The 24,677-nt window shown below is 56.4% G+C and carries 8 protein-coding genes; all 8 read right to left on the bottom strand.

Translation table 11 applies throughout. The features are described 5' to 3' along the window. Positions 1-4,233, bottom strand: coding sequence for a MopE-related protein (locus DRW39_RS10530; protein WP_116106993.1), 4,233 nt, complete (start codon positions 4,231-4,233; stop codon positions 1-3). Between the two features lie 99 nt (positions 4,234-4,332). Next, a complete protein-coding gene (locus DRW39_RS10535; RefSeq protein WP_116106994.1) occupies positions 4,333-8,526 on the bottom strand; it encodes a T9SS type A sorting domain-containing protein in 4,194 nt (1,397 codons plus the stop codon). 37 nt (positions 8,527-8,563) lie between these two features. Continuing rightward, positions 8,564-12,784: a T9SS type A sorting domain-containing protein gene (locus DRW39_RS10540; RefSeq protein ID WP_116106995.1), complete on the bottom strand. Its 4,221-nt coding sequence runs from the start codon at positions 12,782-12,784 to the stop codon at positions 8,564-8,566. A 68-nt stretch (positions 12,785-12,852) separates the two neighbouring features. Continuing rightward, positions 12,853-17,121, bottom strand: coding sequence for a T9SS type A sorting domain-containing protein (locus DRW39_RS10545; RefSeq protein WP_116106996.1), 4,269 nt, complete (start codon positions 17,119-17,121; stop codon positions 12,853-12,855). Between the two features lie 326 nt (positions 17,122-17,447). Next, positions 17,448-20,888, bottom strand: coding sequence for a transcription-repair coupling factor (mfd, locus tag DRW39_RS10550; RefSeq protein ID WP_232830120.1), 3,441 nt, complete (start codon positions 20,886-20,888; stop codon positions 17,448-17,450). Between the two features lie 375 nt (positions 20,889-21,263). Next, the gene (gldN, locus tag DRW39_RS10555) at positions 21,264-22,202 is read right to left on the bottom strand and encodes a gliding motility protein GldN (protein WP_232830121.1); all 939 of its coding nucleotides are present in this window, start codon (positions 22,200-22,202) and stop codon (positions 21,264-21,266) included. 119 nt (positions 22,203-22,321) lie between these two features. Next, positions 22,322-23,989, bottom strand: a complete 1,668-nt coding sequence (locus tag DRW39_RS10560; protein ID WP_116106997.1) for a GldM family protein — start codon at positions 23,987-23,989, stop codon at positions 22,322-22,324. A gap of 65 nt (positions 23,990-24,054) precedes the next feature. Next, entirely contained in the window at positions 24,055-24,666 is a 612-nt protein-coding gene (locus tag DRW39_RS10565; RefSeq protein ID WP_116106998.1) for a GldL-related protein, read from the bottom strand. Positions 24,667-24,677 lie beyond the last annotated feature (11 nt).

Here is a 24,677-nt window from a genome sequence, read left to right on the forward strand (position 1 = left end):
TCAGTACCGCACCAAGCGCAAGCTGAAGCTACCCCCCTGCCGGTCCACCAACCTGACGAGGTACACACCCGCCGGTAACTGACTCATATTCAGGGATGTACTACCGACGAAGTGTCCTTGCTTTACCCACCGCCCGTGGGCATCCAGCAGCGTGTAGTGTACGGCTATATCGTCCGCCAACCGGATGGCGACCATTCCTCCCGTAGGGTTCGGAGCCACTTCCACTATGCGGGTGGCGAAGGTGGGAAGGGACGTTGACACGTCTGAGCCATCACAGTTCTCGTCAATGCCGTTACCCGGGATTTCAGCGGCGCCCGGGTTGATGGCGGCGTTGGTATCGTTACACTCTTCGAAAAAAAAGTAGCCGTCCTGGTCAGCGTCCAGCGTTTCCACCATGGTATTGCTCACCGTATTCGTGATCACCGGTTGGTTGAAATCGAAGAAAATACCAGCGGTATTCTCGATGGCGGTGAAGTCTTCCAGGCCCTCCCTGGCCCGGATCGCGAAGGTGAAATAGCCGTGGCTGGCCGGTTCGTTCGTTGTGCTATCAGGGAGCAGAATATTCTTAAACACCACTTCAAGCATTCCCTGATCGGTCACGCTCGGTATACCGTTATGGCTGGACCCCACCTCGCGAAAACTGTCGAAGTCCAGTTTGTCCGACAACTGATCCTCCAGGAATACCGTAAAGGCGGTGTCGTTTCCGGTATTCTGGAAGCGGATGGTGTAGGTGATTTCCTCGTCTAGCTGGGTATAGTTGGAGTTGCTCTCTTCGGGGCGGCTGGGCGAAGAGCGCTTGTCGTTCGGGTCGATGGCGCAGCGGAGGACGTCGTCGTATAGGAAGCTGTTGGAAAACTCGTTGCCGTTGGCGTCAACGGCGGACGTCGTCACCGGCATTTCGATGGGCTGGCCGGCATAGTCTTCGTTAGGCATGCGTAACCGTAGCCGTATCTGATATTGCTGACCGGGACCGAGATCCGCAAAATTCCATACCAGTTCGCCGTCAGCATTGCTCGCGGGTTCACGGTCCGTGTATACTACCGTTAATTCTTCGTGCAGATTCAGCCGAACTTGCCCCGCCTCACTGATACAGCCGTCGTTAGTGACCGTCAACCAGAAGGGGACGGTAAAACCACAGCGGGCGGGGGCGGAAGTGAGGTTTCCGCTTACGCTGGCGGCGGCACCGCTGGTTCGTACACCGAAATCGTGAAATAGCAATGTATCCGAAGCCGCTGGAAAAACGAAGGAATCCCCGGCGGACGTAGTTTCATAACACGATGAATTTGCTACCGTGACGGCATATTCCTGACCCGGGGTGAGTTCGAGGGTGTAAGCACCGGTAGAATCGGTGTAGGTCCACCGATATTTCTCTCCCTGTAAAGCGACGACTTTGACACCGGCCAGTCCCGATTCTCCGGAAGATCGCGCTCCGTCTTCATCGCTGTCCGCATAAACGACACCCTGCAGCCGGCTAGCCCACGGAGGGGTGAAGTACCGCAATTCGGCACCCTTATCTTTATCTTTGCCTCCGTAGTAGTACGTCCCGTTAAAGGCTACTACGCCTGCCCCCCGCGGGATGAGTGTGCCGGGTGAAAGGTACTCCACCTCAACGGCCCGCCCGACATCGCCATCGTAGAAGTAGTAGATATAGCCGTCGTCTATCGCCCCTCCGAATAACACCGTATTCCCAATTACGGCCGTATACTTCTCGTCCTTGATCGCCCCACTGAAATCCAGCGGTGCATTCAGTTCCCGGAGACTGCCCAGCGCTGGATTCCATACCAGGTGGTTTAGGACGGTGCCCGTACGCTGAGCAATAAAGAATTCTTCCCCCACGACATCGACCTGCACGATAGCCGGCCCGGCATCGGGGACGGTGTAGATGGGTTCTCTTGTTTCGAGGTCGAAAATACGCCGGCTCGTAACGACCATTTCCACACCGGACAGGTCCAACATTTTGACGAAGCGTTCTTCCGGGTCTAAAGTCGTAATGGAAACTACACCCGCTTCCGGCTCCAGCTTAAACACGGTTGCGGTACCGTCGTTGCGTTCGGCCAGGAACCGACAGGTACCGTTCTGCACGATAATTGGGCCACTTTGCCGGTACGTATCCAGTATTTCCGTCAGTTGCCAATCGGCACCAGTCGGATCAACGCTGTATAGCCGAAAGCGGTCATCAGCGCCTGGCCAGTGAAAATAGAGCTGGTCGCCTACGGCGTGCAGAAAATGAAAATTCGGCCGGTTATCGAAGGTGGTGGTCATTTGGATACGAACCTCTCCGGTTCCTAGGTCCGCCTTCACCAGCTCCAAATATCCACTTGCTGAATTCGTAAAGTGATACTGAATCTGGTAGACGAACTTGCCGATCCGGGCCATCGGAGAAAAGGATAGTGTCTCGTCAGTCGGTGCGTATACGTATAGGTCTACCTGGCGCCGTTCCTCCGGGAGATAAATGTTGTATAGCCCGGCCAATACGGCCTGACCATTCCAGGTTCCAAGAATCCGGTCAGGTGTAAAGGCTAAGTCATCCGGTAGTTGCGGCGGATCCGGAAGGCCGTCGAAGAGATAGTCACCGGAAGAGGCGGAGATAAGCAACTTGTTTTCATAAGGAAGAAAGGCTGAAATACCGGCATCTCCCGTTTTGTGCCCCAGCGACCGAACGGACACCGTACCCTGCGCTGTTCCGTCGGTCCGGTATAGCTCTACGCCAAAGTGCTCGGAATAGTTAAGTAGATACTGGGTGTTGTTGAAGCGGACAAAGTCCTGCACGTTCGTTCTCCTGTCCCGGGCGGGCGCCGGCAGGGAAATAAAAGATACGTCTTCCGTTTGCGTATCGAAAACCATCAACCCGCGCTGATCTCCTTGCGAACCGGAAAGGAATACTTTGCCGTCGGATAAGGTTCGGACGGTCGTGTTGGCACCGTCGAAATCGTCGGTGATGATGGAGAAGCGATGGTTGGCCTTATCAAACTTGGTAAGTCGCTTATGACTGGATTCGGCAAAGTAGATGAATCGATCGGACTCGTGAATCTTATCCTTTACCCAGTAAGGGGTAATACCATCCGAAATCAGGGATCGCGCGTCAACCGCGGGATCGTATATCCATACGGAAAAGCTGAGGCTGAAGCCCGTCTCATCCGTAAGAAAGATAACCTTACCGTCCCCAAAACTGGCCACCTCCGTAAACTTCCACCCTCGGTTACGGTAGCTTGACTGGCCATAAAAATTACGCAGCATATGGGTGCCGGCCTCGGTACCGTCCGTCACCCATATCTGATCGTCTCTTCCTCCCGTTTTTCCGCGAAAGAAAAGATACTCGTCCGTCGCCAGGTATTTTCCGTACGCAAGGCTGGGAATGGTTCCGCTTCCATCCGGTCCGAAGGTAATTCGGTCGACTGCTCCCCCGACTGGATCGTACCGCATCAGGTAACTTCCGCTGGCGTCCGCGTCCACGATGATCAGGCCACCGTTCACGAAGTAGGTCGGTATGGCATTTACGTATGCGTCATTCGGCGCGCCTTCGTAAACCAACCGTGTATCCTCGGGTCTGCCGGTACCATTGCGGTATACCTTCGCCCCGTCGCTGATGTAGATGGCATCCCCTGCTAGGTTGACCTCCGTAACCCCCTCCCCGCTGAATAGTAAGGCGGTTCCGGAAGCCGTACCATCGGACAGGTATACGCCCCCCTGCGGATTGACGATGATAAGCTTACCGTTGTAATGATGGTACTTCAGTCTATTGATCCGGTTGGGTATCGTATCGGTACCGAGCAGTGGTTTGGCCACGTGGCCGTCAGTGGCCCAGAGCCGTTCGTCCGCAGTGAAGAAGACAAACTTATCGTCCACCGCTTGCAGGTCGAAGTAGGGTCTACCCTGGTGCACCTGCGTTGGCTCGGTCGGATTACTGAAGGAAAAGTACTCGACAACGTAATCTTCCAGGTATCGGTCGTAATGGTAAACGGCAAGGGCCTTGTCGGTGACCGCCACCGGGCGTTGGCTGGCCACCAGCCCGCAGGCAACGGCAACCGGCTCTTGTTCCATCCCCGTGTAGTAGAGGCAATTCTCTGCCGCATCGAGATAGTAAAAACCGCCCGGTGTAGGATAAACACCCCGAATATGATAAAGAGCTAAGTCCCGGTTGAGGTCGATCGTTTGAATTTCGTAGGGAAATTCCTGAGCCGCCATTCCCGAATAAAAGATCGAAAACAGCAGCCCCATAGCTAAATGGCGCATACAATATGTATAGTGAGTGTGCTCTGAAGATAGGATAGACGGTCGGTGACAAAGGCCATTCCGTTGGATTTAACCTTTATTTCCTGCGCTCCGCCGCCCCTATTGCCGGATAAGACGACGCATCAAACTCCCTCCTTTGCTATCCGATAAGCGAAGGAAATACATCCCGGACGGAAGATCGCTCAGATCGATCCGGGTACTTCCCTGAAATTCCGACTGGCGCACCCCTTGTCCCTGCGGACCGTAGACTTCGTAACGGCAAAGGTCATTGTTACTCAGCGTAAGCATCACCGCGGTTCGAGTCGGATTGGGCGCTAGTTTCACGATCCTGGCCGCGAAGGTCGACAGGGAAGTAGTCCCGTCCACCCCGTCGCAGTTTTCGTCCACGCCGTTGCCGGGGATTTCCTCTGCACCCGGGTTAATGGCGGCGTTCTGGTCGTTGCACTCCGCGAAGAAGTAGTAACCATCCTGATCCGCGTCCAGCGTTTCTACCAGGGTATTCTTCACCATATTGGTGATGACCGGCTGGTTAAAATCGAAGTAGATACCGGCGGTATTCTCGATGGCGGTGAAGTCGTCCAACCCCTCCTTCGCCGTGATCTCGAAGGTGAAGAAACCGTGGCTCGCCGGTTCGTTGGTCGTGCTGTCGGGCAGCAGGATGTTAGGGAAGAGCACCTCCAGATTGCCGCCTTCGGCCAGGGTCACGCGAAGATCACCGTGGCTGGCGGCAAGGGGTTTGAAGGTATCCCAGTCCAGCTCATCGGAGAGCTTGTCTTCCAGCCGCACGGTGAAGGCCGTGTCGTTGCCGGTATTTTGGAAACGGATCATGTAGGTGATCGCCTCGTCGAGTTGGGTATAATTGGAGTTGGTCTCTTCGCGGCGGCGGGGCCAGCTGCGCTTATCGTTGGGGTCGAAGGCGCAGGTCAAGACCTCGGCAAACTGAAAAGTGTCCTGGGTGACCGCTTCTTCCTGGCCGTTAGCTTGTCCCCTCACCTCCATCGAAATCTGCTGTCCGGTAAGCTCTTCCTTCGGCATCCGTAGTTCCAGGTAAGTAGTCCACTGCTCTCCCGGATATAGACTCCCGTAACTCCAATTGAGAACGCTACTGTCCCCATCAATTTGGACTTCGTCCGCGGTATACACGAACTGGACGGCCGGGTGCAAATCTAGCGTGACCTCCCCACCCGCTAATTCCTGGCAGCCCTCGTTGGTAACCGTTATCCAGAACGACTCCGTGAAACCACACTGGATGGAAAAATTGTCCATGCGCACCATCACGGCAGAAGTACTATTCGCTGGCGGCACGGCAAAGTCGTGAAAGAGGGGGGCGTCATTGATCGGGGTCACTTCCTTCCGCAGAATGGGGTTGAAGCGCTCGACGCATGCATCCCCCGGCAACCAGACCGTGTACTCCCCACCGACGTCCAGCCGGAAGCGGTAGGTCCCCTCCGCGTTCGTGTAGCCAGTGATCTTCCGGTCACCCCCCTCGACCACGACAGCTTGGTTTGCCAGGGCTGCCTCGCTCTCGTCCCGAATCCCGTTTTCGTTCTCATCCTGATAGACCGTACCCGAGAGTTCGGCGGTGAGCGCCGGGCGGAAGTGGTGGAGTTGCGCTCCCTTCTCCTCGTCAACGTACATATAGAAGAATTCACCCTGAAAGGTGGTAATGATGGGGGCCGCCCGCTGGCTGATTCGCAGAGCAGGACTCGTTCCGATCGAGTATAAGCTATCCCGCTCACCGTCGTAGAGCATATACTGTCGCTGCCCGTCGGTCCGTAGATAGGTAAACATTGCCTGCCGGCCCAGTACGGCAATATGGTCCTGTAGATCCCGGGCGGCTAGGCCCGGCCGGTCCAGTTCGAAGGGGTCGAGCTTCGCCCCCCGGTGGTCCAGTTTCGCGAAACTCACCGTTTCACCGGTAGCAACCGACAGCAGCAGGCGGTCCGCCACAGCCGCGGCCCGCCGAATGGTCACCCCGGCCGGTGCGGCGAAGAGCAGCCTTCCCGAGTGGGCCTCCACGATTTGTCGGCTGGTGACGGCCAGGTCCAGTTCTCCGAAGGAAATGATCTCGACGAGTGACTCTCCTTCCTCCATCTCAACGACCGTAGTCGGAGGAGCGTCCAGCGTAGCCCGGCGCAACAGTCCATCCCCCCGTTCAGTAGCCGTCGCGTAGTAAATGATGTCGTCGTAAACAATGACTCGCCGTGCATTCGTTGCATAGTCCAGTACGGCCTCGTCTACCAGTTCCGTGACTTTCGTCCGCATTCCGTAGCGCCACCAGACCATCTCATCCCCCGTACTGGCCGGCGTCGTGAAATAGAGATTGTCGCCCGCCCTCACCATCTGTATATCGTAGTACCCCGCCGTTGAGTTGTCGTGCGGAAAATCGGTTTGCACACCGTATTCCGAGTACAGAGGATTGGATACGAGTGAGCCGTGCCGCACCACCGTGTTGCCGTAGTACACCAGCATATAAGCATAGTCCAGACCGAGCACCGCAGGGTTATAGCGGTAAGTGGAGCCAAATCCGAGCGCGCGCGGCGCGTCCGGTATAAAGATATCCGCGTCCCCGGCAAACACGGGTATGCCGTCGCGGGAACCCAGGTAACGCGTAGGGGGAGCATCTCCGGTGGGAAGCGTCCCCGAAGTAAGCTGGCCATCCTGGTAAGTATGGAAGCGGCCTTCCTCTACGGCGTAAAGCTTTTCTCCGTCCGGAAACAGCCCGGTAACGGCTGCATCTCCACTGCGATCGAACAGGCGGTAGACTACCTGCGTCCCCGCCGGTGTGCCGTCGGTGCGGTAGAGATAAGCCCCCTCGGAGTTCCGCGTGGCAATGAAATAGGGCTCACCTTCCAGTTCAAGCCGCTGAATCCGAGAAAAGCCCTCGGCGATTACGACCGGCTCCGTCGGTTCACCGCGGCTCAGATCCAGCCCGGCCAGTTGGCCGTCCCCTTGCCCGATCAGGAGATAGCCGCTCTGCGTTACGAAGGTGCCCAGTCCGTGCTGGCTCACTCGCGCATAGTCAAAATATTTACCGGTCCGCTTGTCGTACTTCTGTATTTGCCCCTGGTTGTTTGCGTAGAACATCACCGCATCGTCGGTTTCGATCCCCGTGCTGCGCAGAAAGCCCAGGTATTCCGCATCGACCTCCACCGGGAAATTGGCATCTTTCGCGCTCTCGTACCGGTGCATCGGGCTACCGGTGTAGGACTCATCGGTCAGATAGAGTATATCCCCCTCCCGGGTCTCGAAGGCACCGAAGCGGTCCCGATCGCGCGTTGAGACCTTGGATTCGTTCAGGAAGCGGGTACCCTGCTCCGTACCGTCCGTGATTATGAGTTGACCCGCATAGTCATAAGAACCGTAAAAGATCAGGCGCCCGCCCGGTAGCCGTTGCATGTGTTTAAACCCGAATGTCTCAATGATCTCTTGCTCGGGTCCGTATCTGAAGGCCTCCACCGAGTCCACGCCCTTGCGAATGCGATTAATCCGATACCCGACCTCTTCCCAACTGGAGAAAATCAGATTCGAATCGTTCGCCGTGAAGTTGGCCAGGTAAGTGTACCGATCCCCCCGGTTCGGAACGGAGTAGATGATCTCCGAGCCTTCCTCCCCGTCAAGACGGTAGCGGTATAGATCGGTGTCGTAGAGGTTCCAGTAAATGCTACCGTCAAAGGCCCCGAATTGAAGGTTAAAGCCGGAAAACGCTGACTGATAAATTTTCCTGGTACCCTCTGGCGTCATGTCGGTGATCCAGATCGAGCTTCCCATCGTCAGCACCACCGCGTTCTGATAACCAAACTGAAGCCGTACCGGCTCCTCGGCGGGAAAGGCTTGGCTTAGGCCGTTAAGCTTCCCACTCCTATCCAGACTGACTAACTCCTCTCCGTTGCGAATGATGAGAAACTCCCCCTCCCCGGTTGCCCGGATCCCCTGTAGTTGATCCGTGGTCCGGTACACCGTGACGAGGCTGCGGGGATCCTGGCTATTGATGTAGTACACGAACGTACTATCGGATACGGAGCTGGCCGAGATAATGAACAGGTCTTCATTCCGCCAGTAGCGTGATTTTGCATCCCCTCCATCGCACACTAATTCCTGGGGCCTCGTCGTCAGGTCGGCGTAGTAAAAACAACCGTCATCCGCGGCGAGGTAGTAATGATCGCCCACCGTCGTAATCCCCACCCCGGGGGCATGGGTTCCCCTATTCAGTTCTTCCACCTCGATGGCAAAGGGCAACTGAGCGGATAGGCCGAGAGCGTACAGTAGGAAAAAAGTAAAAAATATTCGCATACTCTGATCTTAGTTGCGACGGAGCGCAGGTGAAATTCTAGTGGCGAACGATTCGCCGCGTCAGTCCTGCCCCACTCTCATCCGTGACGCGCAGCAGATACACACCCGCCGCCAAATCCGACAAATCGATACGCGTTTCCGTCCGGAAACCCGCCTCCGTTACCCGCCGGCCGCGCATACTGTACACCGCATAGCGGTAGTTCCCCCGATCGGCCAATCTCAGCCAGACCGCGTTCCCCGTCGGGTTCGGCGCCAGCGTCAAGATGCTGCTGCTGAAGGTCTGCAGCGCGGTCGTTCCGTCCGCCCCGTCGCAGTTTTCGTCGATACCGTTGCCGGCTATGTCCGGCATACCCGGGTTAATCAGGCTGTCCAGATCGTTGCACTCCTCGAAGAACAAGTAGCCGTCCCGGTCTGCGTCCAGGGATTCCACCAAGGTGCTCTTTACCGTGTTGGTGATCACCGGCCGGTTGAAGTCGAAGTAGATGCCGGCGGTGTTCTCGATGGCGGTGAATTCGTCCAGTCCCTCGCGGGCCAGGATCTCGAAGGTGAAAAAGCCATGGCTCTCCGGCTCGTTCGTGAGGCTGTCCACGAGCAGGATGTTCTTGTAGAGGACCTCCAGGTTACCCCCCTCCCGCAGGCTCACCCGGTAATCGTGGCTGCTGGCCAGGGGCCGGAAGGTATCCCAGTCGAGATCGTCGGAGAGCTTATCTTCCAGCCGCACGGTAAAAGCCGTGTCGTTGCCCGTGTTCTGGAAGCGGATCATGTAGGTCAGCGGCTCGTCCAGCTGGGTGTAGTTCGACATCGACTGCTCGGCCCTGCGGGGCCAGACGCGCTTGTCGTTAGGATCGATGGCGCAACGCAGCACGTCATCGTACAGGAACGTATCGCGGACTGCCCGTCCTTCGCCGTCGGTGGTTAGCGTGTGCGTGAGGATCGGTATTTCCCGCCCCGTAAAATCCTCATTGGGCATCTTCAGTTCCAGGCGGATCCGATATTCGGTTCCCTGGGGCAGGTCGCCGTAAGCCCAGGTGAGAACCCTCCCTACGGTATCGGTCGGTTGCCGGTCGGCTCCGATGTAGGTCACTTCCTCGGGGAGTTCCAGACTCACGGTTCCCCCCTGTCGCTGACAACCCTCGTTGGTCACCGTCAGCCAAAAGGGTACGGTGAACCCGCAGCGCGCCGGAGCGGAAGCAAGATAGGGCCCCAGGCCAACGCCCGTCCCTTCGGTTACCACGGCGATATCATGCACGATCACCGTGTCGGCCACGGTCTCGAAGGTCAGGTCTTCTCCTCCCGACGAAGCATAGCAGCCCTGCAGGTCCGACAGTACCGTCACCTGCTCCTCCGCGGGGAGGGAAAGTTCGTAGTATCCGGAGCTGTCCGTAAAGGTAGAGTAGGTGACGGATCCCTCGGCCACGACGCGATAGTCGGCGATACCTTCTTCGTCCTGATCCGGTTGCTGGTTTCCGTTTCGATCCGCGAACACCCTCCCCTTTACGAGGCTTCCCCCGGGCGGCGTGAAGTAATGAAGCGAAAGACCGTAGACGGGATGGGGGAAGAGATAGTAAAACGTATGGCCCGCTACCGCACTAAGCTGCCCCAATTCGGAAGGCAGCCGGCCCTCCGCAACCTTTCCAATCTCATATAATGCCTCCTTCTCGCCGTCGTACAGAAAGAATTCCCGGTAGCCTTCCCGTGCGAGTTCCAGCATTACCGTTTTGCCCGAGCGCACGAGATTGCCCACCGGTACGGGTACTTCATCGAGGGGGCCCGCCTCACGCAGTAACTCGCTTAAGCCCCGACCGTCCGACCACAGGAAATACCCCACCTGACCGCTCTCTACTATCTGGAGCAGGTAGCTTTTCTCCCCGAAGTACTCCAGGTCACGTATCCGCCTATCATCCTCGAGAACCAGCAGAACATTCTCGTTCCGGTCATCGATGATGCGCCGGTCGGTTACGAAATGGTCGTCGGGGGAAACATAGATTAGACGCTCATCCGCATACAGATCGGCCCGTATTTGGGTACGCCCTTCCGGTTGCATGCGGACAATTTTGCGGTCGCCATCGGGGTTCAGGGCACTGAAGTATATCCATCCGTTTCGCACCTGCGTGCCCGCCACCCCCTCACCGTACGAGCCCTTATCGTAGAGAGAATACAACAGGTTCAGGTCGCGACGAAACCAATTCATTTTGGTTCCGAGCTCTGCCTCGGCGTTATAGTAAAGTTTGGAGTCACCGAAGGCCGTTATCGCCAGTGCTTCCCTTCCGTTCACGCCTTCGTGGGTATGAACAGTGACCGCTCCGAAGTCTTGTGCCGGATCTAGTTCCATGAGATCCGTATTCTGCCCCTGGTAATACCAGCCATCATAGTCATTCACCACGCTCGTCCAGTAAATTCTCTCCCGTTGGATGACCGGCTGGGAATGGCCGTAGGCACCGAGTGAGAATGCCCGCTTGGAATCAGGTAAGACAACAACCTGACTATCACGGACGAACACCGGTTCCCCGGCGGCCATACCGAGGTACTGCCCCGGCGGTTGGCTGACAATTCCGGGCAGGGTATCCAGGTAATCGTCCCGGTACCGCAAGAGCCGGTCTTCACCGTACAAGTACAGCTCCGTGTCGCTGCCGTGGAGGCTACTTACGGTAGCATCCCCGGTGTGGTTGAACATACCGTAGACCTTCTCGGTGCCCTCCACTGTACCGTCCGTACGGTAGAAATCCGTTTCACCGCCTGACCTTTCGCAGACGAAAAAGCGATCCTCGCCGAAGTCCAGAAACCTCCGGCTCACGCACCCGTTAATCAGAATTGTCGGTTCGCGTACTTCGGGTACGTTCAGGTCGTACACAACGAGGCTCTGGTGGTACGGTTCGCCCCAGTTAGGCGTAACCAGCAGGCGTTCCCCACTCAGCATTCTTCGGCCGAAGAGGCCATAGCGGATTTCAGCCACCGGATTGATCGTAAGCGTAGCTTTGTCGAGTCGGTTCAGGGTGTCGCTTACATTCGGGTCGCTGAAATAGATCGCTTCTTCCGTTTGGGCAATATCGTAGATGCGGGGCCCTAGCGCAACGCCGTTGACGTTTACCGTATCCGGTACTTCGTCGGCCCGGGGAAGCCGTACGATAATGTTTGTATCCGCGTGCCGCTTTGCTACGAAGATGTCGCCTTCGGAGGATTCGACAAAACTTGTAAAAAGGGAGTGTTCGGTATTCCACTGGGGGTCGATGACCCGAGTACCGGCATCGCTGCCGTCACTCAGTAGCATGGCTTCCGGCAGTCCGTCAACTTGGGAAAAGACGAAGCGTTGTGAGTACCGGAGTTGGTCCATCGAGGTACTTGAGCCTATTACGAGTGGCTCCCCCCCCTCCCCGATGCGCAGAATCTCGCTGCTATCCGCTCCAAACACATATCTCCTGATCGCGTATTTCGCCCCCTCCTGCCGGGCACTAAAAATTAGCGTATCGGTACCGATCAGGCTATGGAATGCCCGCACATCGGCACCGTAGCTGTCCGTGACCGCGGGGGGACTATAGAACAATTCCGCCTCATCTGACGCACCGACGGTAAAGCGATACAGGCTTTGGTCAGCAGCCTGTAGGACGATCTCATTACCCACCCGGTTTGGTAAATTGATGTTATAGTCCAGTGTGGTATCCAGGATAACTTTCGTGCCATTAGCCGTCCAATCGGTGATCCAGAGTCGATTGGCGACGGTGAAGAGACTGACGTCCCCGAAATGCCCTTCTACCCGCAGATCAGTGGGGCTCGCGCCCAGGTCTTCGGAAAGTTGCACCAGCGATGCAGTTTCGACCGAAACCACATACAGTCTATGGTCTGAATCTACCATTAGCATTCTCCCGTCCGCTTCAGCATACACCGGCGTCAGCGCCAGGGCTTCCGAAACTATGGGAGCGAACACTTTAGGATTGTCTTCGGTGGCGTAGAAAATATAGGTCGAGTCCGTAGGCACACTGCGGTTGACAATGAGGAAGGTGTTCCTCCCGTCCCGACGGGTGTAGACCTTCGCGTCGGAGAAGCAGCGGATAAGTTCTGGTTGGACGGTAGGGGAACCATAGTAGACGCACTCCTCATCGGCAACCAGGTGGTAATGGTTCTCGCGTAAACCGATTTCAAACTGCGGCGTGATGGGTGCCGTATTCAGATCTTCCACTTGAATCTCAAAGGGAAGGTCCTGCGCACTCGCCCGTGTCCACAGGCAAACCAAAAACATACATAACCAAATGATACGGAGCATTAACCAAAAATTCTTGATGTTGACGTAATCTAGTCGTGGTTTTCACCGGGCGCCGAACGGGCGCCGGCCTAGTAGCGAACCAGGCGACGCGTCAGCCCCGCCCCATCCTCGTCCGTGATACGCAAAAGGTACACCCCCGCCGGCGCATCCGAAAGGTCAATACGCGCCTCTGCGCGAAACGCGGACTCAGCTACTAGCCTCCCCCGCGTATTGTAAACCGCGTAGCGATACGCGCCCGGATTGGCCAGACGCAACCGCACCGCGTCCCCCGTCGGGTTCGGTGCCAGCTCCAGGATCGTACTGCTGAAATTGAGCACCGCCGTGGTCCCGTCCACCCCATCACAATTTTCGTCGATACCATTGCCGGCAATGTCTTCTACCCCGGGGTTGATCGCAGCGTTGGCATCGTTGCACTCTTCGAAGAAGTAGTAGCCGTCGGCGTCCGCATCTAGCGTTTCTACCAGCGTATTCTTCACCGTATTCGTAATCACCGGCTGGTTGAAGTCGAAATAGATGCCAGCGGTATTTTCGATGGCGGTGAAGTCATCTAAGCCCTCCTTCGCCATGATCTCGAAGGTGAAAAAGCCGTGGCTGGCGGGCTCGTTGGTGTTGCTGTCAGGTAGTAGGATATTGGGGAAGAGCACTTCGAGGTTGCCGCCCTCCCGCAGGGTCACTTGGTAGTCGTTGTGGCTGGCGGTGATAGGGTTGAAAGTTTCCCAATCCAGGTCACCGGAAAGCTTATCCTCCAGCCGTACGGTGAAGGCTGTGTCGTTGCCGGTATTCTGGAAGCGGATCGTGTAGGTGATCGTTTCGTCTAGCTGGGTATAGTTGGAGTTGGATTCCTCCGGGCGGCGGGGCCGGGTGAGTTTGTCGTTCGGATCGATGGCGCAACGGAGGAAGGCGGAGTAATACAGCGTATCCGCATTCGGCAAGGGTATCCCCTGGGCATCGTACAAGACAACTGGAATCCGAATCTCCTGTCCCGCGTATTCCTCACTCGGCATCCGTAGTTCTAGGTTTACCTGAAATTGCTGGGCAGGATTCAGGTCCGAGTAACTCCACCGGACCCAACCGTCCCCTGCCCTTACATAGTCATTGTCCAAGGAAACGATGGAAATCTCTTCCGGAAGTCGGATTGCGACCTGCCCGCCGTCCGCACCACAGTGCCGGTCTTCGTACACCGTAAGCCAAAACGGTACCTCCCGGTTACAGCGAATAATTCCGGATTCAAGGTACCCGGTCGTTTCCGGTGCCCGACCGGTGTAGCGCACGCCAATGTCCACCGTCCGACTCCCGTCTTTCGTTAGATCCAGCGTGGTTTGCCCCTGGGCATTTACCGGCTCATAGCATACGGCATCACCCGTCTGAATTGTGTACTTTGTATCCGGGCGAGCCAGATAGGTGAAACGTCCGTCCGGTCCGGCGAAGACGTCGTCTTCTCGCTCGGAGATGAAGGTCAGGCGGAAACTAGGGACCAGCATTTCCGTCGCGTCCCTAATCCCATTCTCATTTTCATCCAGGTAAACCGTACCCGTGATACGGGTAGTGGGCTCAAGGTCGAAATAATGGGGCTCAACGCCGAGACCCTGTCGGTAATTTGGGTAATAGAATTTGCCCGCAAACTCCTGAAGGGGAAAGGGTCCTCCCCCGCGGTGAAGGATGGTATCTATTAACAAGGGTCGCGCCGTCTCACTCTCGTAGTAGACCATAAATCTGTGCGGACCACACTCTTCTTTGGTGATCAGCCGGTCTCCCGCAGCAATGATATCCGTTACGACGTGATAACTGGCCGGGCCGTACCGTTCCAGTTTGCGGTAGGGCTTGACCGATCCCGTATTGACATCCAGGCTATAGAGAACCGCCGTTTCACTCCGGGTGGAAAAGACCAGACGATCGCCGACTTTACGGTGCTCGTCCACGCTGTTACCGTGGGTACCGCCATTAGCGTATAGGGTGTCCCCGGTCACCAGGTCACGTATGTTGCCGTTAACTCCTAATAGCCGATCGCCAAACTTGTAGATCTTGTCAAACAGACTTCCTCTCTCGAGACTGGACAGCGTTTTCACGGTTTGCGAGGGGCCGTCGAATCGCATTAGTTTGTTTTCAGCGGCAAGTTCCGATATCCAGTACAGCGCTTCCCCGATCTGGTGGACTCCTCCCACGGGAGAATTTTCGGCGAAAGCAGGTGTCCGTATAAATGAATTCTTCTCCGCATCAATCTCGAATAGGTCCAATCGGCCCTCTTCATTCCAGGTTACGTAGGCTTTATCTCCCAGCATACCCATCCAGGTAGGGTAGCCCCCCCTTAACTCACTCAAAGCTATGGATTTCAGCGTTTCAATTTCACCCGTCTCCAAGTCTACCCGATGCAAGTAATAGGTGGTGGAGGGAAAGACGTATCTCCCCCAGCGATATAAATGCTTTCCTAGTAAAACGGCACCTTGCCTGCCATAGCCCGAGGGCCGTTTCCACAGTTGTACGGGAATGTAAGTGTTGGACTGCGGAATGGAAACGTGGGTGAACGAAGAGAAGACGTCGTTTCCGTCGTAAGTGCCTACATACTCTCCGATATAGAAGGCCTCCGTATCGAGGTCGAATTCTCGAACCCGGCCACCGTGAAGCGCGTACAGTTCCGTCCCCGACGTCATGTACAACCGCTCCGGCGTTTGCACTACTTCCTGAATGTTAGAACTTGCGGTAGATAAGACCAAATCGGCAACTTCCGTCATATAGGCACCACCATCCGCACGCTGTAGGACTGCGCCAGACTCCTTGAGCGCGGAAACAACGTACGCCTTTCCTCCCAGGGCAAACAATTCTTTGTTTAGGTTTCGGAAGTCGTCTTCCCGCTGTGTGAACTGAAGGAACTCAAGGGTGCCGGAAGTTTCACTGATCTTAAATATCCCGTGTGCATCATCGACTTCACCGCTGACGTAAGCGAATCCAGCAACGTTACGCAGGGCAGGTTTGGCGGCCAAGTTCGCTTTCATTTCGCCCCGGTGAGCTGCCATACTACGGTTGCTACGATCATACATCATAGATTTCCCTCCGGTGGTTGCGGCGTCGTAGAGGTGTACGAGATCATCCGAAATGTGAAGTCGGCGGAGATAGTATGCCCCCCATACCCTGCCGGAGTCAATGATTTCGGCAGGATTAATTTGCGAATCGTAGACGTCGTAACTAGTGTAGCTATTCAAACAACAAGCCCCGTCGATAACCATCATAGCAAGCGTACTGCTCGTGTCGGTGATGACGGTGAAATCCGAGACGGAGTGGCCGGAGAATTCGGGTATCGGACGGTCGTAGATCATCGTCGCCTTCGAGGTCAAACCGTTAGTGACGTATAGTTTCCCATTGTGTTCCCCCGTTCCTCGCAGTAGCAGATAGTCCTTTGCCAGAGAAACGGTAGACTTAAAATAAACCTCTTCCCCCGTCGCCTCTGCTTCTCCGGTCTGGATTCGGCTCGCTACCGAATCGGATGGAGACGCCAAACGGTAAAATTGAAAGCCGCTACCAAAATTATTTATGCCGAGTAAGACCGAACTATCCAGCGTATAGAGTTGCTGGAACGAGGCAGACTCACTTAGGGTAGGGAGGTCTTCCAGCTCAATACGAACGGGACGATAGGGGTCTGAACCGGAGATCCGCAAAATACCATCGTCCTGGTGATAAAATACTTGACGCCCGTTGGTCAGCATCCGATTGGGGTGATCTACACGGTTCCGATCAACAACTCGGGTTCCAACGGCCGTCCCGTCCGTTACCACAAGTTCGTACTTGTAGGGTAATAGTGCGTAATGCGAACTATCGGACCGGAAAATCATGCGCTCGCCATAGGTAGCGGTCGGAACACCACGGTACGGCCCTAGCACTTCCCTTTCGCTGGTGAGTTCATCAAATGCGTACAAACTGTCTCTCGTACTAAACAGTAGCTTGTTGCCAATCTCTATACCTAGACTGAAGGAGTTGTCGCCGTCTATGAGATGTATTACCGCTGCCCCATTCCGGTATGGAATGTAGAAATACTGGCGAAATAGTCCCTCATTGCTCTCCTCGCGGGTAGCTACTAAACTTCCAAATTTGCCGCTAGTAATGAGGTCTACCTCGCCCCTCTGCGAGCATAAGATAAGCTCGGTCTTTCCGTCGGGATAGCCGCGGTATACACAGCCGTCATCATTAGTAAAAAGGAACCGGTCGCTAGATTCGGTCAGGCTTTTTATGCCGTACGGGGCGGCATCGGTGTTTAGATCCAGAACTCCTATCTCGAAGGGCAAACTCTGACCCGCCACTCCCGACCAAATGGTCGCGAACAGCACCAGCGTGCATATTGAGCGCATAAAAATACTATAGTGAGTGTAGTCCGAAGGTAAGGGGATTGGCTGGGCCTGATGGCATTTTCGTCGGATTTAACCTTTCCTCCTGCGCCCCGGCGCAAAAACTTTACGTACCGTATAACCGCTGACACTACCTGGATGAAACATGGGGCGCCGGAGCGCAGGAAAGGGGCTGGTAAGACACCTTCTGGATGGGTTCCCCATACTACACCTAAACCTTATTTAGTGATCATTATGCAGTTTGCGCCTGCCCCCTTTCACGGGTTGTGTCAGAGAGGCTTACTTCGCAGCCGGAGACTGCATCGTACTTCGCTGTCGGAGACACCTTCCTACCGGGCGAGCTCCTTTTCTTCTTTGACTTCCGTAACCTTCTCCGCCAGCGCCTGCAGCACGTCCTGCGCCTGGGTCAGGTTGAACACCCGCTCCTTGATCATCGCCAGCCGGCGGGGGGTCTGCTTGAGCCGCAGGCCGCGCAGCTTGCCCTCGGTGGCGATGATGCCGCTGACCGCTTTGAAGATGGCCGAATCGTAGTAGAGCGATTGCGGATCCTCCACGAAGAAGCACATCAGCTTGTCGTTCTTCAGTACAACCCTATCGAAGCCGAGCTCGCGGCACAGCCAGCGGAGGCGTAGTCCGTCGAAGAGCTCGCTGACCTCGGGGGGGATGGGGCCGAACCGGTCCTTCAGGCCATTAGCGTAGGCGGTTAGTTTTTCCTCATCCTCGATGTTGTCGAGGTCCTGGTACAGGCGCAGCCGCTCCTGGGTGCTTTCGACGTAGGCGGTGGGGATGTGCATCTCGGTGTCCGTCTCGATGGTGACGTCGCGGACGAAGTCGCTGCCCTCCGTCATGGTGTCCTTGAAGACGTCCTTGAATTCTCCCTGCTTCAGTTCCCGTACCGCCTCCTCCAAAATGCGCTGGTAGGTTTCGTAGCCGATATCGGCGATGAAGCCCGACTGCTCGCCGCCCAGCAGGTTACCCGCGCCACGGATGTCAAGGTCTTTCATGGCGATGTTGAAGCCGCTGCCCAGGTCGCTGAATTCCTCCAAGGTGCGGAGGCGCTTTCGGGCATCGGGGGTCAGTACGCTCAGGGCAGGTGCGATCAGGTAGCAGTAGGCCTTTTTGTTGGACCGCCCTACCCTGCCCCGCAGCTGGTGGAGATCGCTAAGACCAAACTGATGGGCGTTGTTAATGATGATCGTGTTGGCGTTGGCGATGTCGAGGCCCGTTTCGATGATGTTGGTGCAGACCAGTACATCGTATTTGCGGTCGATAAACTCGATCAGGGTCTGCTCCAGTTCCTTCGGGTCCATCTGCCCGTGGGCGGCGGCGAACTGCACGTCCGGACAAAGCTTGCGCAGCATGGTGACGATATCCGTCAGGCTCTTTACCCGGTTATGGACGAAGAACACCTGTCCGCCGCGGTACACCTCCTGTTGAATCGCCTCCTGGATCACCTCCTCGTTAAATTGCCGCACCTCGGTATGGATGGGCTGCCGGTTCGGTGGCGGCGTGCGAATCACGGATAGGTCACGTGCGTTCATCAGGCTGAACTGCATCGTACGCGGAATGGGCGTAGCGGTGAGCGTAAGCGTGTCGACGTTCACCTGTAGCGCGCGCAGCTTTTCCTTGGCTTTCACGCCAAATTTCTGCTCCTCGTCGATGATGAGCAAACCCAGATCCTTGAATTCCGCCCGCTTACTCAGTATGGCGTGTGTACCGATGAGCACGTCCAGTTTGCCTTCCTTCAGCCGCTTGAAGATCTCGGTCTTCTGTTTGGCACTGCGGAAGCGGTTGATATAGTCTACGGTTACGCCGAACTCATCGAGGCGTTCCTTGAAGGTGCGGTAGTGCTGCAAAGCGAGGATGGTGGTCGGAACAAGGACCGCTACCTGCTTATTATCCGCGGCGGCTTTATAGGTAGCCCGTAGAGCGACCTCCGTTTTACCGAATCCGACGTCGCCGCAAATCAGCCGGTCCATCGGGTGGGGCTTCATCATGTCGCCCTTCACGTCGTTGGTGGCCTTGAGCTGGTCCGGGGTGTCTTCGTAGATGAAGCTGGCTTCCAGTTCGTTTTGGAGATAGCCGTCGGGGGGGAAGGCGTGACCCGGGGAGGCCTGGCGCTTGGCGTAGAGCTTGATCAGCTCGCCGGCCATATCCTTCATTTTCTTTTTCGTCCGCGACTTTAGGTTCTTCCAGTGATCGCCGCCAATTTTGTCCAGGCGGGGAAGCTGTCCGTCCTTGCCGCTGTACTTCGACAGCTTGTGCAGGCTGTTGATGCCGACGTACAGGATATCATTATTTTTATACACCAACCGCACGGACTCCTGCACCTTCTTATTGATCTCCAGTTTTTCCAGACCGGAGAAGCGGCCGACCCCGTGGTCGATGTGCACCACCAGGTCGCCCGGGGTCAAATCCCGCAGTAAGCGGAGATTAAGCGCCTGGTCTCGCGTGAAGCCCCGGCGGAGTTTATAGCGGTGGAAGCGCTCGAAGATCTGGTGATCGGTGTAGCAGGCCGCCTCCATCTCCGAGTCGATGAAGCCCGCGTGAATGGACACCGGTACGGGCTCGAAACGTACGTCCGCGTTCAGGTCCTTGAAGATGGCGTAAAAACGCTCGATCTGCTTCGCGTTGTCCGTGAAGAGGTAGTTGGTCAGATTCGACGAGGTATTCTCCAGCAGGTTGCGGATGAGCAACTCGAAGTTCTTGTTGAAACTGGGCTGCGGCTTGGCGCGACAGTCGATCGTTCGGTCGATCTTGACCGGCTGCTTGTAGTCGCTAAAGAATACGATGGGCTTCTCGCTGACGTCTTCCATTACCTCGCCGGGCCGGATGAAGGCGCGGTTGGCAAAGAACTGGTTCAGTTCTTTATCGTCGATCAGGCTCAGGTTCTTTCCGAACTCGTCCGCCTTTTTGAAGGCTTCGCCGAGTTTGTCCAGCAGCAACTGAAAATCCTTGAGCCAGATGGTGGTATTCTCCGGCAGCACGTTGAAGATGCTCGTCTTTTGGTCCCGTGCGAACTTGGTATTGATGTTCGGAATGATGCTCACGTAGCTCACGCTCTCGACCGATAGCTGGTGCAGCGGGTCGAAGGTGCGGATGCTCTCCACCTCGTCGTCGAAGAGCTCGATTCGGTAGGGGAACTCATTGCCGTAGCTGAAAATATCGATGATCCCGCCCCGGATGCTGAACTGCCCCGGCTCGTACACGAAGTCTTCCCGGTTGAAGCCATATTCCACCAGCACCTCCAGGATCGTATCCACGTCGATATCTTCGCCCTTGGTAATCTCGATGCGGCTCTCGGTAAGCACCCGCGGCGCTACCACCTGCTCGAAGAGTGCCTCGGGGTAAGTAACCACGATCTCCCCTTTCGACTGACTGTGGGTCAGGTAGTTGATCGTCTCCGTGCGCATGAGCACGTTCGTATTATCCAATACCTCGAAGTAGAGTGGACGGCGAAAGCTATCCGGCAGCAACCGCACCTGCTTCTTGGGCAACAACGAAGCAATGCTGTTCTGGATATAGGCGGCCTCTTCCTTATCGGTGGCCACCACCAGGTAGTGCCCGCCGGCCTTGCGGTAGCTACCGGCCAGCAGAAAGCTCTCCAGCGCTCCGGCCAGCCCTTTCAGCTGAACCCGTGCTGCCTTTTTTTCGGACTGGGTGAGGTCAAGAATTTTCGCTACGCGCTCACTGTCGGCGTAACGCTGCACTAATTGCTCGGTAGGATTCAAGAGAAGGGAGAGCTTTTGGGGAAGGGAAATACCCTTCACTAACCGGTTAATCGGGGCGAGGGTTTTGGCGGTGGAACAAGCCGCTGGCTAAATGTCCCTCTCCCCCCGCCCCCCTCTCCAATGGAGAGGGGGAGTACACCCGCCGTACCTATTCTACCAGGTAATATCCACCTTGCGCAAAACACTACGGGTTGACTCCCCTCTCCTACGGAGAGGGGCCGGGGAAGAGGGGGGCAGACCCGGGATATTTAATCGACCTGCTTAGACTTAACCCTTCGTGAAATCAAAGCGGGTGGACTCCCCTCTCCTACGGAGAGGGGCCGGGGGAGAGGGAAAAACGAAAGCGAGGCAGACCGGACCAAGTCCAATCTGCCTCGCTAAAGATCTGCGGGCGGCTACCGTACTACCGTACTATTAATAGCTCCAAAGATCCTGTTCGTAGTTGAAGATCTCCTGCTTGATGCGCTCGGAATCCAGCAGCTGCTCGCGGCCGCTACGCTCGGGACGGTCGATACGCTCGTCCAGTACGTTGCTGGCTTTGGTGATGTAGCTGTTGAAGTAGCGGTATTCGAAGACGTCCTCCCAGCTCCGGTTAGCGGCGTCGTTGCCGTAGGCATAGGCGCTTTCGTTAGCGAGAAGCTGACGGGCTTCGGGGTAGTATACCCAGAACATCGGACGCTCGATCGTACGACCGGCACTTTCGGTGGTTTCCTGAATCATGGGGGCAATGCCGAGGATGCGTACTTTCATGGTGCTGCTCTCCTTGTCGAAGAACCACATTTCCTGGATGCGGTAACGCTTCACGGAAGAGGGATCGAAGAGGCGCTCCTGCAATACGATCTTTTCCTCGTAGGTCTCGGGGTCGAGTACGCGGACGGAGTCGATACCACCGGCCATCGAGGTGAGGGTACGATCGTCCATCAGCATGGAGAAGTTATCACCGCCGATCGGGTCGAAAACGCGGAGGTCACCGGCCTGAGCGGCTTCCAGCAGGATCGTGATCAGGGGGCGCTGCGGATTGATGAAGGGCAGGTTGATTTTCTCCTGCACGTCAATAACACGCCAGATGCGACGCTTCCACATAATATCGGCTTCCCGCAGGTTTTCGTAGGGCAGTACCCGACGCTCCCGGATCGACTGACTTTCGACGATGTCGTTCATCGGCGGCTCGAATTCACCGTCCTGCATCAGGGGGTTGTCTTCACCGGCGCCGGGAAGCGTGAACGTGCTGGGTTGCTGCTCGGAGTTGGTGGGGGTCTGCGCGTTGGCTGCGGTCGAAACCGCGAGCAGGCAAAGCAGGACCAGGTTATAAGCTGCCTTCATCTGGAGGGAGAGGGTTTGAAATTTAATCATACTGACTTTATACCAACGTTGTTCGGGACGGATATGGTATGCGATATACAAAATACGGGCCCGTAGTTGGCTGGCAGCTACGGGCCCGTGGGTTTGTGTCGGCCGGCGGGCCGAAACGATTAGCGAATCGTGAAGGACATGGTTCCCAGATCGCGCGGAGCGGCATCACCGGGGCACTTGGCCTTGATATTCTTGAAGAGGTAGTTATCTCCGGGCTTCGCCTTTCCGATCAGCGCGGCCGTCTGGCCGGCGAAGGAACCACCGGGGTTCTGAGACACCAGGGGGTCCTCCCGGGCGGGAACGTAGAGCAGGTTGAAACCGGCGATGTTACAGCGGGCGTCGAAGTCGAAGTTCTTCAGCTCGGCAAACAGGCCCTGCTGGGCGCGGAAGGTCGAGTTGGCGATGTCACCACCCTGCTGGCCACCGATGGTCGGTACCGGATCGGGAATGGGCTTCACGCGGAAGGGGAAAGTACCCAGCGTCTGGCCGTTGGCCGTGACAGTTACGTTCGTCGTGTTGATACCCGTCGGACGGACACCCTTGACGATGTACTTATTGGGACCGGCGGGGGTACCCTGGATCGCATCACCGAAGCTTACCCGAACGTCGTTCGAAGCAACACCGGCGGCGGCGATAGACAGTGGGTTCTCAACACCCATGTAGAAGACGTTCATCTTGTCGGCGGACACCGCAACGGAGCGGGTGCCGATCTCGTAGGTAAACTCACCATCCTGTTCGATGACCTCACCGGTCAGGGGGTTCTTGACGGCTACGAAGGTCTTGATGGTTTTAGGTCCGGGGCTGCCGTTAGCCACGAGGCTGAAGTCGGCGGTACCGTCAGCCTTGATGGGCAGGGTCTGTCCGTTGACGCGCAGGGTGATGTTCTCGGGCTGCAGGGAGCTGGAGTAGCTACCTACGGATACCTTGGCATTCAGGCGCTCACCACCGATGACGTAGCTCTTGTCTGCCTGGAATACAGGGAAGAACTGGTCGAAAACGATCTGCTTACCACCGGCCATCTGGACGATATCGTTCACCAGGTTGGCTTCGGAGATCTTGAGGTCGGAACGGATCTGCGACATAAGGGGCAGGACCGCGGCAACGGGCATGTGACCGAATTTGTAGTCGGCCCAGCTAACCTTTTTGTTGTTAGCCTCGCGCCAGGCTTCGTCGTCGATCTTGAAGGGCATGTTCTCGGCAACGCTGGCGATGCGGGCGGCACGCTCTTCGTCGTCGATCTGCAGCACTTCCGCATTCTCGGTGAGGAGATTGGTGTAGGCGTCGATCAGGGCCTGACGGGTTTCGATGATGCGGCGCTTCAGCTCTTCGCCTTCGCCCTCACCTTCGGCAACCTGTCCGCTCTCACCCTGTACCAAAAGCCGGGTGGTCACGTCCTTGTTCTTTTTACCCTTAGGGGCAAGAACGCCGTGGCTTTCGATGTAGTCGTTCTCGTCTACTACGCCGTCATTGTTGCCGGAGACATCGATGAGCTGATCGGAAAGCTGGCTGACGTAGTTATCGAGTTGCTCGGCCTGCTGCCGGATTTCGGCGATGGCGGGCTGGAGCACGCGGTACTTGGCCTTGGAATCGTCTTTCAGCAGATCGTCAAGGCTGGCGACGGTTTCGTCGATCTGTTCGTCGACGGTAGCGATACTGTTCTTATTGCCCTCGTCGAGGGTCTGGAAGGCATCCATTACCTCAGCGGAGACGTTGAGGGCCAGCAGCGCCATCAATACCAAGTACATGATATTGATCATTAGCTGCCGGGGTTCCTTTGGAATTGACATATAATGGGTTGGTTTAGATCACCGCCCGGGAGCGGCAACCAAAGGGTTTAGAATTGGGATTATACTTAGGCGGTAGGGGCACGCATAGCGCTGATCATGTTGCCGTACACGTTGTTAAGCGTGGTCAGGTTACCGTTCAGCTGCTGCATGTTCTTCTTGTACACTTTGGTCTCGTCGGTCGTAGCGGCGAGGTCGGCCATGGCTTCGTTGAGCTTGGCGTAGAAGTTACCCATCTGCTTGATCTGCGCGCTGGTACCGCTGAAGTCGGCTTCCTGCAGTGCTTTCAGGCTGCTCATGCTCTTGGACATCGTTTGCAGTTCTACGAGCATGCCGCCGAGTTGCTCCTCGACAACTTCGCCGTTCAGCGCCGCCACCTGGGGGCCGGATGCAACCGCACCACCGGTGGTGAGCGGGGTTACGTCGCCGTCGTAGCTAGACAGGCCGGGGTAAAGCTTGTCCCAGTAGTAATCGGGATCAGGACCCAGGATACCAATCAGCAGGAAGAGGCCAGCCTCAACACCGAGTCCTAGGGTCAGCAGGTCAATGGTTACGCCACCGATGGTCGGCATTTCCCAAGACTGGATTTTGTAAAGAGCTCCCAACATCACGACGGCCGCGCCGACACCGATGATGAAGTTCTTCATGTACTTGAAGGTGGGGGATTTGAAAAAGCTCATAGAGAGTAGTA

It is taken from the genome of Lewinella sp. IMCC34191 (genome assembly GCF_003390935.1).
Classification (GTDB): Bacteria; Bacteroidota; Bacteroidia; order Chitinophagales; family Saprospiraceae; genus Neolewinella.